The sequence below is a fragment of the Sphingomicrobium clamense genome (assembly GCF_019264355.1).
Lineage (GTDB): Bacteria > Pseudomonadota > Alphaproteobacteria > Sphingomonadales > Sphingomonadaceae > Sphingomicrobium > Sphingomicrobium clamense.
The window spans coordinates 73,418-87,185 of the sequence record NZ_JAHVAH010000001.1; the positions used below are offsets into that span (position 1 = coordinate 73,418).

The window sequence follows — 13,768 nt, forward strand, 5'->3', positions numbered from 1 at the left end:
CGTCACGCTTCATTCGACAAGCGGCGCCGGCGGCCTTGCCATCGGCGCCGCTTCCTTTCACTGTCACGCGCGACAGCATGCAAAGGAGTATTTCACGTGACCCGTCTCTCCACATTCACCCTTCTCGCCGCCACCACGGCGCTGGTCGCCACGCCGACCTTCGCGCAGGACAATGGCTCGGCAATCGACAGCCTGGTAGAACAGGTCGCGATCCCGCACGAAACCTTCAAGCTCGACAATGGTCTGACCGTCATCGTCCATGAAGACCGCAAAGCCCCGATCGTCGCGGTGTCGATGTGGTATAATGTCGGGTCGAAGGACGAGCCCAAGGGTAAGACCGGCTTCGCCCACCTGTTCGAACACTTGATGTTCAACGGTTCGGAAAACCTGCCGGGCGACTATTTCGAATATACCGAGCAGATCGGCGCGACGAGCGTCAACGGCACGACCTGGTTCGACCGCACCAACTATTTCCAGAACGTTCCGACCGGCGCGCTCGAACGCGCTTTGTTCATGGAAAGCGACCGCATGGGCTACCTGCTTGGTGCGGTGACGCAGGAAAAGCTCACCAACCAGATCGGCGTCGTGCAGAATGAAAAGCGCTCGGGCGACAACCAGCCGGGCGGCCTCGTCAGCTATGAAAAGCTCGAAGCACTCTTCCCCGAAGGTCACCCCTATCGTCACTCGACGATCGGCTCGATGGCCGACCTCAGCTCGGCGACGATGGGCGATGTCCAGCAGTGGTTCATCGACAAATACGGTCCCAACAATGCGATCCTGGTGCTCGCCGGTGACATGAACGCCGCCGAGGCCCGTCCGCTGGTCGAGAAATATTTCGGTGCGATCCCCGCCGGTCCGGTCAACACGCCGGCAGCAGCCGACGTCCCGACGCTCGAAGAACCCAAGCGGATCGTGATGAAGGACCGCGTCGCCACGACGCAGGTCCGCAAGTATTGGGCCGTCGGCGGCCTTCGCGACGAGGACAAGGAAGCGCTGCAGGTTGCCAGCCAGATCCTTGGCGGGCTCGCCAGCTCGCGCTTCGACGAGAAGATGGTTCGCGGCGACGAGGTCGCGGTGCGCGCATGGACCAGTTACCAGCCGTTCCACCGCGTCGGCGAGTTCAGCATGACGGCCGAGGTGAAGCCTGGCGAAGACCCCAACAAGGTCGAGACCATGATGGGCTCGATTCTTGCCGACTTCGTCATCAACGGCCCGACCGAAGACGAGATCGAGCGCGCGGTGACGAGCATCGTCGCTGGCCAGGTCCGCGGGCTCGAGCGGGTGGGTGGTTTCTCCGGCAAGGCGAATACGCTCGCCGAAGGCCTGCTCTACGAAGACAATAGCGATGCCTATGCCGAAGCGCTGGCCGACTATGCCGCGCTGACGCCCGAGGACGTGCGCGCCGCGGCCGCCAAGTGGCTGGTGCGTCCGCCACTGACCATCTCGCTGGTCCCGGGCGAGCGCCCGCCTTACGTGGAGCCGCCTGCGGACGGTCCGGCCGAAGGTCTCGCAGCCAAGGAATATGAACCGACGCCTCGTGAAATCCCGCCGATCGGCGAGACCGAAGCGCTCGACTTCCCCGATGTTACGCACACCACGCTGTCGAACGGGATCGAACTCCATTACGCACAGCGCGACGCGGTGCCCCTGACGGTGATCTCGATGCAGTTCGATGCGGGTCGCGCATCGGATGCGCTCGACAAGCGCGGGCTTGCCTCGATGGCGACGACGCTACTGTCTGAAGGCGCTGGCGGCATGGACGCGCAGGCGATTGCCGAAGAGAAAGAGCGTCTTGGTGCGCAAATTTCGATCGGCAGCTCGCTCGACGACACGTCGATGACGATCAATGCACTGTCGGCGAACCTCGCCGGCACGCTCGACCTCGCAGCCAAGTTCCTCAAGGAGCCGACCTTTGCCGAGGCCGATATCAACCGCGTGCGCGCCCAGCGTCTCGCGGCGATCGCGCAGGCCAAGAACAACCCCAACTTCCTGATGGCGAAGACGCGCCAGATGGTGATGTTCCCCGCGGACCATCCCTATTCGGCCGATCCGTTGGGTGACGAAACGGCGATCAGCGGCTTTACCCGTGACGACATGATGGCGTTCACCAACGCCTACCTGCGTCCCGAGAATGCCGAAATCTTCGTCGTGTCGGATCTTCCGCTCGAAGAAGTGAAGGCTGCGCTCGAGGCCGAGTTTAGCGACTGGACCGGGTCGGGCCCCGTGGGCACCAAGGTCTTCCCCGACACGCCACTGACCAACCCGCAGCGCGACGTCATCGTCGTCAGCCGCCCGGACAGCCCGCAGTCGGTGATCGGCATGCTGCAGTTCGTGCCGGTCGACCCGATGGACGACCTGGCGGTCATCAACGCGGCCAACGAAGCGCTCGGCGGCAACTTCCTCGCGCGTCTCAACATGGACCTGCGTGAGACGAAGGGCTGGTCCTATGGCGTCCGTGGCGCGATCCAGCGGACTGATGAAACAGTCGGCTACATCGTTAACGCACCGGTGCAGACAGACAAGACCGCCGAATCGATCAAGGCGCTGGACTACCAAATTCGTAACTTCCTCGAGGATGAGGGCGTGAAGCCCGAAGAGCTGAGCCGTATCCAGGCGGCCAACATCTCGGCGCTGCCGGGCCAGTTCGAGACCTCGGCAGCAGTGCTCGGCGCGATGGTGCAGAATGACGAGCTGGGCCGTCCGGACGACTATTACGAGAAGCTCTCGGAAGTCTATGCGGCGCAAACGCAGGAAAGCCTCGACAAGGCGCTGCGGGACATTCTCGATCCCGACGCCTTCACTTACATCGTCGTGGGTGATGTCGACGAGGTCATCCCGCAGCTGGAAGAAGCGGGCCTGACCTACGAGGTGCTGGAGCAATAGCTCCAGCCCTTTTGGCTGAAGCGAAATCGGGGCGCGTTATCCCAGCCTGGTAACGTGCCCCATTTTGCGTCCGGGGCGCGCTTCGCGCTTGCCGTAGACATGGAGATGCGCGCCCGGCTCTGCGAGCAGTTCGGGCCAGCTTTCGATCTCGTTGCCGATGAGATTGTTCATCGTCACGCGCGGCGCGGCGAGCGAGCTGTCGCCCAGCGGCAGGCCGGCGAGGCAGCGGATATGCTGTTCGAACTGCGAGGTGATCGCGCCCTCGATGGTCCAGTGGCCGCTATTGTGGACGCGCGGCGCGATTTCATTGACCAGCGGGCCTTCTTCGGTGGCGAAGAACTCGACCGCCATGACGCCGACATGGCCCATCGCCTCGGCAAGACGGCAGGAGAGCGTCACCGCTTCCTCGGTCTGCGCATCGACGGGGCTGCCCGCGGGCACTTCCGAACGACGCAAGATGCCGCCGTCGTGAATGTTACGGGGACAGTTCCAGACCTTCATATCGCCATCCCGGCCGCGCGCGACGAGCACCGAGAATTCGGCATCGAAAGCGACTGCGGCTTCGGCGATGGCGGGCTCGCGCCCGATCGCATCCCAGGCTTCGACCAGCTGGTCGGGCTCGCGCACCCATGCCTGGCCCTTGCCGTCATAGCCGAGCCGGCGGCTCTTGAGGACCAAGGGCAAGCCGATGGCCTCGGCCGCGGATTCGAGATCGTCGACAGTGTCGATCGTCTGCCAGCGGGCGCAGCGCCCGCCCTGGTCCTCGACGAATTGTTTTTCGTTCGCGCGGTCCTGCGCGATGGCGAGCGAACGCGTGCTGGGGTGGAGTTTCTCACCCATCGCCTCGAGCGGCCCGGCGGGTACATTCTCGAATTCGAAAGTCACGACGTCGCATTGCGCCGCGAATGCGGCAAGCGCGTCGGAATTCTCGTAGGCAGCGCAGACGTAGAGGTTGGACGGGCCGGCCGCGGGCGGGTCGGCGTCGGGCGCATAGACGTGGACGCGATAGCCGAGCTGGCTGGCGGACTGGGCGAGCATGCGGCCGAGCTGGCCGCCGCCGACGATGCCGATGGTCCCGCCGGGGGCGAGGGTCATTGGGGAGTCTCCGCGATTGCGTCGGTTTGCTTGGCCCTGAAAGCGTCGAGGCGGTGGCCGAGTTCCGTATCGTAGGGCGCGAGCATGGCGGCGGCGAGCAAGGCGGCATTCTTCGCCCCAGCCTGTCCGATGGCGAGCGTGCCAACAGGGATGCCCGCGGGCATCTGGACGATGGAAAGCAGGCTGTCGAGGCCCGACAGCGCCTTGGACTGGACGGGAACGCCAAGCACCGGAAGCGGGGTCATCGAGGCAGCCATGCCGGGCAAGTGCGCGGCGCCGCCTGCGCCCGCGATGATGACCTTGAGGCCGCGATCCTTCGCGCCCGTGGCATAATCGTAAAGGCGTTGCGGCGTGCGATGCGCGCTGACGATCTTCGCTTCATGGGCAATGCCGAGCTCGTCGAGCAGCTCGGCGGCGTGGCGCATGGTGTCCCAGTCGGACTGGCTTCCCATGATGATGCCGACGGTGGCGGTCATTGGCTCCCCTTCTTGGCCGCTAAGCGAGCCGTTTAGGCGAAGTGGGGCATGCTTGGCAACGAAGGCTTAGGCGAGATAGTCGCGGCTGATTTCGGTGAGGTCGTCGGTGAGCTCGTAGAGGATCGGCTTGCCGGTCGGGATTTCGAGCCCGACAATGTCTTCATCCGAGATGCCCGAAAGATGCTTGATCAAGGCGCGCAGCGAGTTGCCGTGGGCCGAGATCATGACCGTCTCGCCCGAGCGCAGGGCCGGCGCGATGGCGCGCTCCCAATAAGGCAGCACGCGCTCGATCGTGTCCTTGAGGCTCTCGGTCATCGGCACGTGGACGTTGGCGTAGCGCGGATCGCCGGCGAGCTGGAATTCGCTGTCGGCCTCGAGCGGGGGCGGCGGGATGTCGAAGCTGCGGCGCCAGATCTTGACCTGCTGCTCGCCGACCTTGTCCATCATCTCCTGCTTGTTGAGCCCGGTGAGCCCGCCATAGTGACGCTCGTTCAGGTGCCAGTCCTTTTCGACCGGCAGCCAGAGCATGTCCATTTCATGCAGCGCGAGGTGGAGCGTGCGGATGGCGCGGGTGAGGACACTGGTGAAGCAGCGCGTGGGATAAAGGCCCGCCGATCGGATCGCACGGCCGCCCGCGCGCGCTTCCTCGACGCCTTTGTCGCTAAGGTCGACGTCCCACCAGCCGGTGAAGCGGTTTTCGAGGTTCCACTGCGATTGGCCGTGGCGGACGAGGATCAGCTTGGGCATGGGCGTTACGCTTTCTTGGCCTTGCGGGCTTCGAGATCGGGCAGCATGGCGTGGAGCGCGTCCATGCAGCTGTAGGCGAGATATTTGCAGCGCTCGGTCGACCAGCCGTAGATCGGGTCGGGCAGGTCGAAATTGTCCTTGAAGGGCATTTCGAGCGTCATCGACACGGCGCCGTAGCGCTCGGCGAGCTGGGTGGTCGACATGGAGAGGTTGGCCTCGCCGGGCTTGGCGACTTCATAGCCCTTTTCGCGCTGGAAATCGGGCGAGAGGCCCTCGAGGATCACGCCGAACTTGTCGAACAGGCCGCCTTGCTCCTCATTCCACGAGGGGATGCCCTCGAAGCCGGCGAGGAAGTTGGCGGGGATGGCTTCGTCGCCATGGACGTCCATCGCGAAATCGACGCCGGTATCGTCCATCGTATTGCGCACGTGGAAGACTTCGGGCTCGGTCGCTTCGGCGGGATCGTGCCAGACACGGTTGAGGTTCACGCCTGTCGCATTGGTGCGCAGGTGACCGCGGCGCGACCCGTCGGGGTTCATGTTGGGGATGACGTGGAAGGTGCAGCGCTGGCGCAGGCTGCGCGAGACCGGGTCGTCGGGGTCGGTGAGCTTTTCCAGCGCGCCTTCCATCCACCACTCGGCCATGCTCTCGCCCGGATGCTGGCGCGCATAGAGCCAGCAGGTGAGATCGCCCTCGCCGATAGTCAGGCAGTCAATGTCCTGTCCGTCCAGTGACTTACCGAGGCTCTGATATTCGACGCCCGGAAGCGCGGAGACGGTCGCGACGAGGTCGTGGTGACGCTCCATCGAATAGGGCACGTAATAAGCGAGCCAGATATTGTCGGTTTCGGGCACGAGGTTGATGGTGAGGACGCCGTCCTCGTAGCTGGTCGCATCGACGCGGACCCATTCGTCGCGATCGACGCTCATGCAGGCGCGATAGTCGGGCCAGCCGTCGACATAGGCCGCGCCGCCCGCATTGGTGATCTTGAGCGTGACCTCTCGCCCCTGCGCGCCGGCGAGACGGAAATAGAACCACTGGTAGAAGTCGGACTTATGGTCCTTTTCGATTTCCAGCTCGATCGTGTCGCCGGACATGCTGATGAGCCGGATGTTGCCGGCGTCGAAGGCGCTCGAAATGATCATGACGATATGGGTCCCTGTTGGCTGATCTCTGATTTCGGGGCGAGTGATAGTCGCGGGAAGGTTAAGAAGAAACCCCCCGCCGCTCGTCCATTGGTCGCAAGCGACTGGCAGGGCGCGAAGGGCACGGCTAAGGCAGTCCGCGACAACCAGTTCGGGAATCGAAATCCATGACCAAGACCCTGTTCGCGGCTCTCGCCGCCACGACGTTCCTCGCCACCCCTGCATTCGCCGCCGACCCGGGCAACACGTTCGGCGCCAGCGCCGCGCAGGTCGAAGCCGACGTCCGCTTTCTTGCCGACGACCTGCTCGAAGGGCGCGAGGCGGGCACGCGCGGCTATGACATTGCCGCGGCCTATGTCGCCTCGCGCTTCGCCGGGCTCGGCCTGACGCCTGCCGGCACCGATGGCGGCTGGTACCAGCAAATGACGCTGCGCACCGCGACGCTCGACGGCGAGCAGAGCCACGTCGCGCTGGTCCGTGACGGCGAACGCATCGAGCTTGGCGGCGACCTCGCCACGCCGCGCGCGAGCCTGGCGGCGACCGACGTGTCGATCGACGCGCCGATGGTATTCGTCGGCCATGGCCTCCACGCCCCCCAGATCGGGATCGATGCCTATGAAGGCGTCGATCTCGACGGCAAGATCGCCGTCTATGTCGACTTGATCCCGCAGGCCGTGACCCAGCCCGACCGCCGCGCGCATCTGTCGCAGGCGCGGGCCAAGATGGCGGCCGAGCGCGGTGCGGTTGGCGTGATTGCGATCAGTGCAAGCTCCGAAAATCGTGCGCTGCGCGCCTATAATTTCTTTAAGGACCGCCCCACCACCAGCTGGGTCGCATCGAACGGCCTTAATGGCGCGCTCGCCGCCGGACTCGACATGTCGATCCGCGTGTCGCCCGAGGGTGCCGCAGCGCTGTTCCACGGCGCCGACCTGTCGCTCGACGACGTGCTGACCTTGGCGCGCGGCAATGAGGAGCTACCGAGCTTTACCCTGCCTGGTCGCCTCGAAGCGCGCGCGGTGTCGACCCACGAGGACGTCCAGACGCCAAACGTGATGGGCATGATCCCCGGCGCCGATCCGGCGCAAGCGGACGAGTATGTCGTGATGGTCGCGCATCTCGACCATGTCGGCATCAACGAGAACGCGAAGCCCGGCGAAGATGCCATCTATAACGGTGCGCTCGACAATGCTGCGGGCGTCGCAACGATGCTCGAGGCGGCGCGGATGTTCGCCGAAACCGAAGGCGAGGCACGTCCCGATCGCTCGATGCTATTCATTGCGGTGACGGCTGAAGAAAAGGGGCTGCTTGGTGCCGAATATTTCGCTGCCGAGCCGACCGTGCCGATCGACAGCATCGTCGCCGATCTTAGCCTCGACATGCCAGTGCCGCTTTACGACTTCACCGACGTCGTGGCGTTCGGGTCGGAGCATAACACGATGGGCGACTATATTCGCCGCGCGGCGGAAACGATGGACATTACTCTGTCGCCCGACCCCATGCCCGAGCAGGCGATCTTCGTCCGTTCGGACCATTATGTCTTCGCGCAGTATGGCATACCCGCGGTGCTGCTGTTCACCGGCTATGCCAATGGCGGCGAGGAGATGTTCACCGACTTCTTCGCCAACCGGTATCACAAGCCCGGCGACGACCTGAACCAACCCTTCAACTGGGACGCACTTGCACGCTACGCTGCGCTCAACTTCCGCATCGCTTCGGAAATCGCGGAAGATGACGGTCGACCGCTGTGGTATGCTGGCAACTTCTACGGCGAGGCGTTCGATCCGGACGGGGAAAAGGCGCCGCAGCCCGAATAATCGGGTGCAATTTCTTGACTCTGGGCCCCACCGACCCTAGGTGGGCGCCCGGACTCGTAGAGATTCCCAACAGTTTTAACGATTTGCAGGCAAGGGTGACCGGCCATGAAAGTACGTAACTCGCTGAAATCGCTGAAGTCGCGCCATCGCGATTGCCGGGTCATCCGTCGTCGCGGTCGCACTTACGTGATCAACAAGACCAACCGTCGCTTCAAGGCGCGCCAGGGCTAACGCCTGAACGCTGCCAAGGCTTCGGCTTGAGAAAAGGGTCGCCTTCGCGGGCGGCCCTTTTTCTATTGGGCGAGGTGCTGCTCGAGCAGGACGAGCGCATCCTCGGCGCGGCCGAAATCGAAGAGACGGGAAAAGCGATAGACCTCGCACGTCCGGGCAAGGTCGAGGCAGCGCTCGAACCCCCAATCATCGCCGCCATGCCAGAGCGATGCGGCGGCCCAGCGATAGGCGTTGTCGACCACCAGCGCCCCCGCCTCGGCGCCTCGCACGCGATCGATCGCCGGCCCCGTTGCCGACTGTTCGAGCAAATAGATGCGTCGTAGCGGAAGGCGCTCTGGCGCGGCGGGATTGACTGAAAGCGGCATCTGATACTTGTCCGCGCGGGCGATGACCGGGTCGAGATCGGCCGCCGAGATACCCAAGTGATCGAGCGTTTCGCGCCATAGCTTGATTCTTGGCACGCCGCGATCGACCATCGGGGTGCCGCTTGCCCCATCGATTGCAAGCAGGTCGTCGCAAAACATGTCATAACCTCGCCGCTCGAGCATGGCGGCGAGCGTCGACTTGCCCGCGCCGCTGGGTCCGGCAAAGGCGGCGAGGCCCTTGCCATTGGGCAGGACCACGGCATTTGCGTGGAGCGCGAGGCGCCCGCGTTGAACCAGCAGCGTCCCCAGTACCTGCCCCGTCAGCCAGCCGGTGACGAGCCCCATATCGATGCCGCGAGGCGCGGTAATGTCGATGCGATTCCCTTCGGCCACCAGATAGCGAATCCCGTCGAGCTGCATGTCGAAGACGCGGTCGTCGCGAAGCGCATTCTCCCAATTGCCGAAGGCGACTTCGTCGGGGGCGTATTCGAAGGTGACCTGCGCGTCAGCCTTGCCCGGCGCCTCGGCAAGGCTGGGAATGGCGATCTGGCTGTCGATCGTGAGCCCGAAGACGCGGTAGGTCGGCATGGCTCACTTCTTGCGCGAACCGCCCTGCCCGCGCTAGCCCCTTGCGTCATGGCCGATCCGCTTCCCGACACACTCCTCCTCGTCCAGACCCGGCGCATGCCGACGGGCGAGATCGATGGCGAGCTGATGGCGCTCGACGCCGCCGCGGGCGACGTACTGGGGCTCGACGTTATCGGCACGCAGCTATGGGGACTTGCGAAAGAGCCGGTCACGCTCGGGGCGATGATCGACTGGGCCTTGCAGCACTACGACGTGGCGCGCGAAGCGGCCGAGACGGATATCCGCCGCTTCGTCGGCGACTTGCTCGACGCCGGCTTGCTCGAGCGGGCGCAATGATCCTCACGCCTCCGGCGGCACGCGTCTTTGCGGACCTTGCGAAGTGGGGAGGCGCGCGCCTGTGGGTGCTGTTCGGCCTCATGATCGTCGCGGGCCTGAGCGAAGTGGTGGGGATCCTCCTGCTCGTGCCGCTGGTGTCGGTCGCCGATGACAGCGTCGACTGGTGCGGCACGCTGGGCATCGCCGATCCGCTTGCCGGACTTTCGCCGACCGGTCGCTTGCTGGTCGTGGTCGCCGCCTTTGTCGGCGTGATGGCCTTGCGTGCGCTACTTTCAATGGCGCGCGAAAAGCGTCAGGCAGAGCTCGACCTTGGATATGAGCAGTCGCTCCGCTCGCGCTTGCTCCAAGGCGTGGTCGCACGCGGGTGGAGCCGTGGAGCGACGATGGGCGAATCTTCGCTCCAGACCCTGCTGATCGCGGAGACGACGCGCGCAAGCGCGGCCGCGCAGCCGGGGCTGGTGATCATCACGTCGGCGGCGCTGCTCGCGATCCAGGGTCTCGCCGCCCTTCTGATTTCGCCGAGATTGACGCTGGTCGCGGTGGGCGCCGTGGGCCTGTTGATGCTGGTGGGAATACCGCTGGCGCGATCGAGCCATCGCAAGGGGGCGGCGATCGGCGTTGCGCACGAGCAGAGCGGCGATCAGAGCGGGAAACTGATCCAGGGCCTGAAAACGGCGAGCGCGGAAGGGCGCACCGGTTCCTATCTTGCGAGGTGGCGGAAGAGCGATCACGCCCTGTTCGACGATCAACGCGCCGTCGCGATGCAGGCCGCGCGCATGCGCACGAGCCTCACCTTCCTCCTCGCCCTGTTTGCCGCGCTCCTGCTGCTCGTGGGACGGATTGCTTTCGACGTTCCGCTGGTGATCTTGTTGCCGCTGCTCGTGCTGCTGGCGAGGCTGGCGATTCCAGCGCGGCAGATCGTCAATGCCACGCAATCGATGGCTGCGTACGCGCCCGCCTTCGATCGGCTTGCTCCCCATATGTCCGCCTCTGCGGCGGAGGCGCCCGAGAACGGGTCGCCGGCGCCGCTACGCTGGACTCGGCTCAGCGCAGAGCGGCTGTCGTACCGGTCGAGCGAAGCGTTCGGGCTGGGGCCGGTCGATTTCGAGATTATGGCGGGCGAGCGGGTCGGGCTGACGGGCGCGACAGGGAGCGGCAAGACCAGCCTGATCGACTGTCTCGCGGGATTGCATCGCCCCGATGGCGGCAAGATCCTGATCGACGGGTCGCCGGTTGATCTGATCGCCAACCCGGGCTGGGCAGCGCAGCTTTCCTATGTCGGGCAAGGTGAGGCGCTCTACGGTGGCAGCCTGAGCGAATTGATGAATCTCGAAGCGTCGCCGACCGATGAAGGCGAGCGACGTCTCATCCTCGAAATTACCGGCGTCGAGCGGATCGCCGCCGGGTTATCGGACGGGCTTGACACCGCGCTCGGCCATCGCGCGAGCCTCTTGTCAGGCGGCGAGGCGGCGCGTGTGGCCATCGCGCGAGGCCTGCTTCGCCGACCTTCGCTTCTGATCCTGGACGAGGCGACCGCTGCGCTCGATGTCGAGAGCGAAGCGGACTTGTTCGCCGGAATGGGGCGCTTGTCCTGGCGGCCGGCCATTTTGATGGTGGCGCACCGACCGCAGTCGCTCGGCCACATGGACCGTGTCGCGACGATGGAAGCGGGTCGGCTTCGGTAGGGCGACCATCCGCTGGCGGCAGCAACGCGGGTAGACTTTGAGCTAACCGGAAGTTAAGCAAAACCACCTAGAAGCTTGTGTTTTCAGGAAGTTCAGCGTGACCAAGTTGCCGAATCAAGACCGACAGAATTGGACTGCGCCCAAGCTGCGCCGTCTTTCCGCCAAGAATGCCTTGATGCCGGGCGGCACGTCCGGCGAAGAAGGCGTCAGCGGGAAAAGGAGAACGTTCAGCTAGTTCGAGCCATGATGTGAGAACGCTGACCACGGATCTAAAAACCAATTGGCCTGTTGGCCAAGCATCCCCGTCCTGGGTTGACGGCGGACCGGCGAGTGTCGCGATCGACGGGAATATCGTCAATTATCGGGACGTGGCCCGAGCGATTGGCTTGAGGGGTGATGAGCCTCTCACGCTTATTCTATCTGAACTGATCTCCCGGCGCGGACTGTCAGGCCTCGGTCAACTTCGTGGCAGCTTTGCCGCGATGATTTGGGAAAACGAGAGGCTGACCCTAGTACGGGACCCAGCTGGCAGAAGACCTTTGTTTTACCGGATCGATGATGGCGGACTTCGTGTCGCCACCGAGCCCCTGCATTTGCATGTTGCTGGCCGTGGGATCCAGCATCGCTGGCTGGTGCGCAGACTGCTGCTGCTGCCAGAGCGCGATGACATCACCGCGTTCGGCGAGGTCAGAAGGGTGATGCCTGGAGAAGCGCTTTGCTTCGAGGCTCCGTCATGGCCTGCTTCGCGGACGCGGTGGGCGCCGCAATTTGAGAGCATCATTCACATGTCGACTGACGAAGCGGCGGATCGGGCGACCGCACTGCTCGACGTGGCCATCGCGCGCATCGGCGACGGAAGGGAACGGTTGGCCAGTCAGCTTTCATCGGGGCTCGACAGCGCAATCCTGCTTTCGCGGCTGACTGCGCACGACAATCTTAAAGTGGATTGGTACACCGCCTCACCGGGTGGACACTTGCCACCGGACCTGCCTGTCGACGACGAGTGGGAAGCTGCTCGGCAGCATGCGGCCGCATTGGATGCCGTCCCACGCCGGGTTAGCGGCCCTCCCAGCGGACTTAGCGATGGGGCGGCCTATTTCTCTCGATCGCACGCACCCATTCTTAACTATTGGAATTTGGGTTGGATGGAGAGCCTGGTTGAATCCGCAGCGGATGACGGCCATGACGTGATGATTGAAGGCCTTGTCGGGAACGAAACCTTGACCTTTGCCGGACACGGGCCGCTGGCAGCGCGCGCTGCAGGACGGCATTGGGTGCAGTTCGTATGGGAGGCCTTGAAATCGCGCGGAAAGGGTACCCGTACCGCGCTTCGGCGAGACCTGCCTGCACCTTGGCGTCAAATCCGATCACGGGCAGCACAAGACGAGTTCGTCGGATCGCTCTACCTAAACAGGAGTTCGGAAGCTCTCCAATCCTCGATGGCTGACGAGCGTCGCCTGGGGAAGGCACCGGAATCGGTCGATTCGATCGACGATCCGCGCGCTCGATATTTCGAACATTTGTTTCATCAGGACGATGCTCTTTACCGCCGCTATCTGCGCGGGAAGTACGGCGTCGAACTCCACGATCCATTCGCCGACCCCGATGTGATGGACTTCGCGTTTCGCCTGGCTCCGGAAGCCTTCGGAGCGAGCGGCAGTCGCGCTCTTGGTTTTGCGATGATCGACGATCGGATCGATCCGGTGTCGGTGCATGAAGGCGCGCGCGCCTCGCAAGGCGACCATTGGATCGTAGCAGCGCGGAGTGGTGTCGCTCTTGCGAGAGACATTCTGGAATGGGCCGCAAGCACCGACGGGATTGCGGATCTGGTCGACACCCAAAGACTAAAAAGAGAGGTCGACAGTCTCGCGAGCGGGCACTCAGGCGCCGAATTCTGCCCCGACCGATTCCGGAACGGTGCGCTGAGAACGTTGGGCACGCTCGCATTTGCTCGCTGGGTCGAAGAGGCCGCATGACCCGCCCGGGCCCGAAGATCCTGACCGAGACCCTGCTGGCGCTGACATGGGCGACCGCGCGGCTACGGCTGCAATCTTTCGAAAGTGTGATGGCGGCGCTGCCGGTCCGGAGCACGCCTGGCGGCGCGATCGCCAGCGATGACGCCGCACAACTTAGCCGTGCCTTCAAGGCGTGGGATCGCCGCCTGCCGTTTCGAACCAAATGTTTCGAGCAGGGCTTGGCGGCGATGGCGATCCTGCGCCGACGCGGACATGAAGCCACGCTCCACTATGGAGCGCGCGGGGCAGGAGACGCACTGGAGGCACATGTCTGGGTGACGTCGGGCGATGTGCCGGTCGTGGGCTGCGAGAATACTTCGGAATTTCGCGAATTGGCGCGATATCCGGCGGAATAGTGCACTTTCTCGCTTCATCGGCGGTTCAGTGA

At 64.2% G+C, this 13,768-nt stretch carries 12 protein-coding genes; 7 read left to right on the forward strand and 5 right to left on the reverse strand.

The window, feature by feature from the left end; genetic code table 11:
* Positions 1–96: 96 nt before the first annotated feature.
* Positions 97–2,883: a M16 family metallopeptidase gene (locus KTQ36_RS00295; protein WP_218631805.1), complete on the forward strand. Its 2,787-nt coding sequence runs from the start codon at positions 97–99 to the stop codon at positions 2,881–2,883.
* A 36-nt stretch (positions 2,884–2,919) separates the two neighbouring features.
* On the opposite strand, the gene KTQ36_RS00300 is transcribed toward KTQ36_RS00295, so the two are convergent.
* From KTQ36_RS00300 to KTQ36_RS00315, 4 genes are all read right to left on the reverse strand, one after another.
* The gene (locus tag KTQ36_RS00300) at positions 2,920–3,978 is read right to left on the reverse strand and encodes a 5-(carboxyamino)imidazole ribonucleotide synthase (protein WP_218631806.1); all 1,059 of its coding nucleotides are present in this window, start codon (positions 3,976–3,978) and stop codon (positions 2,920–2,922) included.
* Entirely contained in the window at positions 3,975–4,454 is a 480-nt protein-coding gene (gene purE, locus KTQ36_RS00305) for a 5-(carboxyamino)imidazole ribonucleotide mutase (RefSeq protein WP_218631807.1), read from the reverse strand. The genes KTQ36_RS00300 and purE overlap by 4 nt, the downstream gene beginning before the upstream one ends.
* Positions 4,455–4,520: 66 nt before the next feature.
* The gene (gene gpmA / locus KTQ36_RS00310; protein WP_218631808.1) at positions 4,521–5,201 is read right to left on the reverse strand and encodes a 2,3-diphosphoglycerate-dependent phosphoglycerate mutase; all 681 of its coding nucleotides are present in this window, start codon (positions 5,199–5,201) and stop codon (positions 4,521–4,523) included.
* 5 nt (positions 5,202–5,206) lie between these two features.
* Entirely contained in the window at positions 5,207–6,352 is a 1,146-nt protein-coding gene (locus tag KTQ36_RS00315) for a M14 family metallopeptidase (RefSeq protein ID WP_218633744.1), read from the reverse strand.
* Positions 6,353–6,513: 161 nt separating this feature from the next.
* Between KTQ36_RS00315 and KTQ36_RS00320 the strand changes: the two genes are divergently transcribed.
* Both KTQ36_RS00320 and ykgO read left to right on the forward strand, forming a co-directional pair.
* The gene (locus KTQ36_RS00320; protein ID WP_218631809.1) at positions 6,514–8,160 is read left to right on the forward strand and encodes a M28 family peptidase; all 1,647 of its coding nucleotides are present in this window, start codon (positions 6,514–6,516) and stop codon (positions 8,158–8,160) included.
* A gap of 105 nt (positions 8,161–8,265) precedes the next feature.
* A complete protein-coding gene (ykgO, locus tag KTQ36_RS00325; RefSeq protein ID WP_183934348.1) occupies positions 8,266–8,391 on the forward strand; it encodes a type B 50S ribosomal protein L36 in 126 nt (41 codons plus the stop codon).
* A gap of 62 nt (positions 8,392–8,453) precedes the next feature.
* Here the strand turns inward: ykgO and KTQ36_RS00330 are convergent, their stop codons facing one another.
* Positions 8,454–9,344: a phosphoenolpyruvate carboxykinase (ATP) gene (locus KTQ36_RS00330; RefSeq protein WP_218631810.1), complete on the reverse strand. Its 891-nt coding sequence runs from the start codon at positions 9,342–9,344 to the stop codon at positions 8,454–8,456.
* Between the two features lie 48 nt (positions 9,345–9,392).
* Here KTQ36_RS00330 and KTQ36_RS00335 point away from each other — a divergent pair, with 48 nt between their 5' ends.
* The 4 genes from KTQ36_RS00335 (at position 9,393) to KTQ36_RS00350 (ending at position 13,736) form a co-directional block, all read left to right on the forward strand.
* Positions 9,393–9,680 (forward strand): PqqD family protein, encoded by a 288-nt coding sequence (locus KTQ36_RS00335; RefSeq protein ID WP_218631811.1) that lies wholly within the window; start codon positions 9,393–9,395, stop codon positions 9,678–9,680.
* A complete protein-coding gene (locus KTQ36_RS00340; RefSeq protein WP_218631812.1) occupies positions 9,677–11,365 on the forward strand; it encodes an ATP-binding cassette domain-containing protein in 1,689 nt (562 codons plus the stop codon). The genes KTQ36_RS00335 and KTQ36_RS00340 overlap by 4 nt, the downstream gene beginning before the upstream one ends.
* A gap of 248 nt (positions 11,366–11,613) precedes the next feature.
* Positions 11,614–13,341 carry an asparagine synthase-related protein gene (locus KTQ36_RS00345; RefSeq protein WP_218631813.1) on the forward strand — a complete coding sequence of 576 codons (1,728 nt, stop codon included), beginning with the start codon at positions 11,614–11,616 and terminating at the stop codon, positions 13,339–13,341.
* On the forward strand, positions 13,338–13,736 hold the full coding sequence (locus KTQ36_RS00350; RefSeq protein WP_218631814.1) for a lasso peptide biosynthesis B2 protein: 399 nt from the start codon (positions 13,338–13,340) through the stop codon (positions 13,734–13,736). The genes KTQ36_RS00345 and KTQ36_RS00350 overlap by 4 nt, the downstream gene beginning before the upstream one ends.
* Positions 13,737–13,768: the final 32 nt, after the last annotated feature.

What these genes read in the sequence shown, in the direction of transcription:
- KTQ36_RS00300 (WP_218631806.1), bottom strand. Translation starts at nt 3,978, where the DNA reads ATGACCCTCGCCCCCGGCGGGACCATCGGCATCGTCGGCGGCGGCCAG.
- purE (WP_218631807.1), bottom strand. Translation starts at nt 4,454, where the DNA reads ATGACCGCCACCGTCGGCATCATCATGGGAAGCCAGTCCGACTGGGAC.
- gpmA (WP_218631808.1), bottom strand. Translation starts at nt 5,201, where the DNA reads ATGCCCAAGCTGATCCTCGTCCGCCACGGCCAATCGCAGTGGAACCTC.
- KTQ36_RS00320 (WP_218631809.1), top strand. Translation starts at nt 6,514, where the DNA reads ATGACCAAGACCCTGTTCGCGGCTCTCGCCGCCACGACGTTCCTCGCC.
- ykgO (WP_183934348.1), top strand. Translation starts at nt 8,266, where the DNA reads ATGAAAGTACGTAACTCGCTGAAATCGCTGAAGTCGCGCCATCGCGAT.
- KTQ36_RS00330 (WP_218631810.1), bottom strand. Translation starts at nt 9,344, where the DNA reads ATGCCGACCTACCGCGTCTTCGGGCTCACGATCGACAGCCAGATCGCC.
- KTQ36_RS00335 (WP_218631811.1), top strand. Translation starts at nt 9,393, where the DNA reads ATGGCCGATCCGCTTCCCGACACACTCCTCCTCGTCCAGACCCGGCGC.
- KTQ36_RS00340 (WP_218631812.1), top strand. Translation starts at nt 9,677, where the DNA reads ATGATCCTCACGCCTCCGGCGGCACGCGTCTTTGCGGACCTTGCGAAG.
- KTQ36_RS00350 (WP_218631814.1), top strand. Translation starts at nt 13,338, where the DNA reads ATGACCCGCCCGGGCCCGAAGATCCTGACCGAGACCCTGCTGGCGCTG.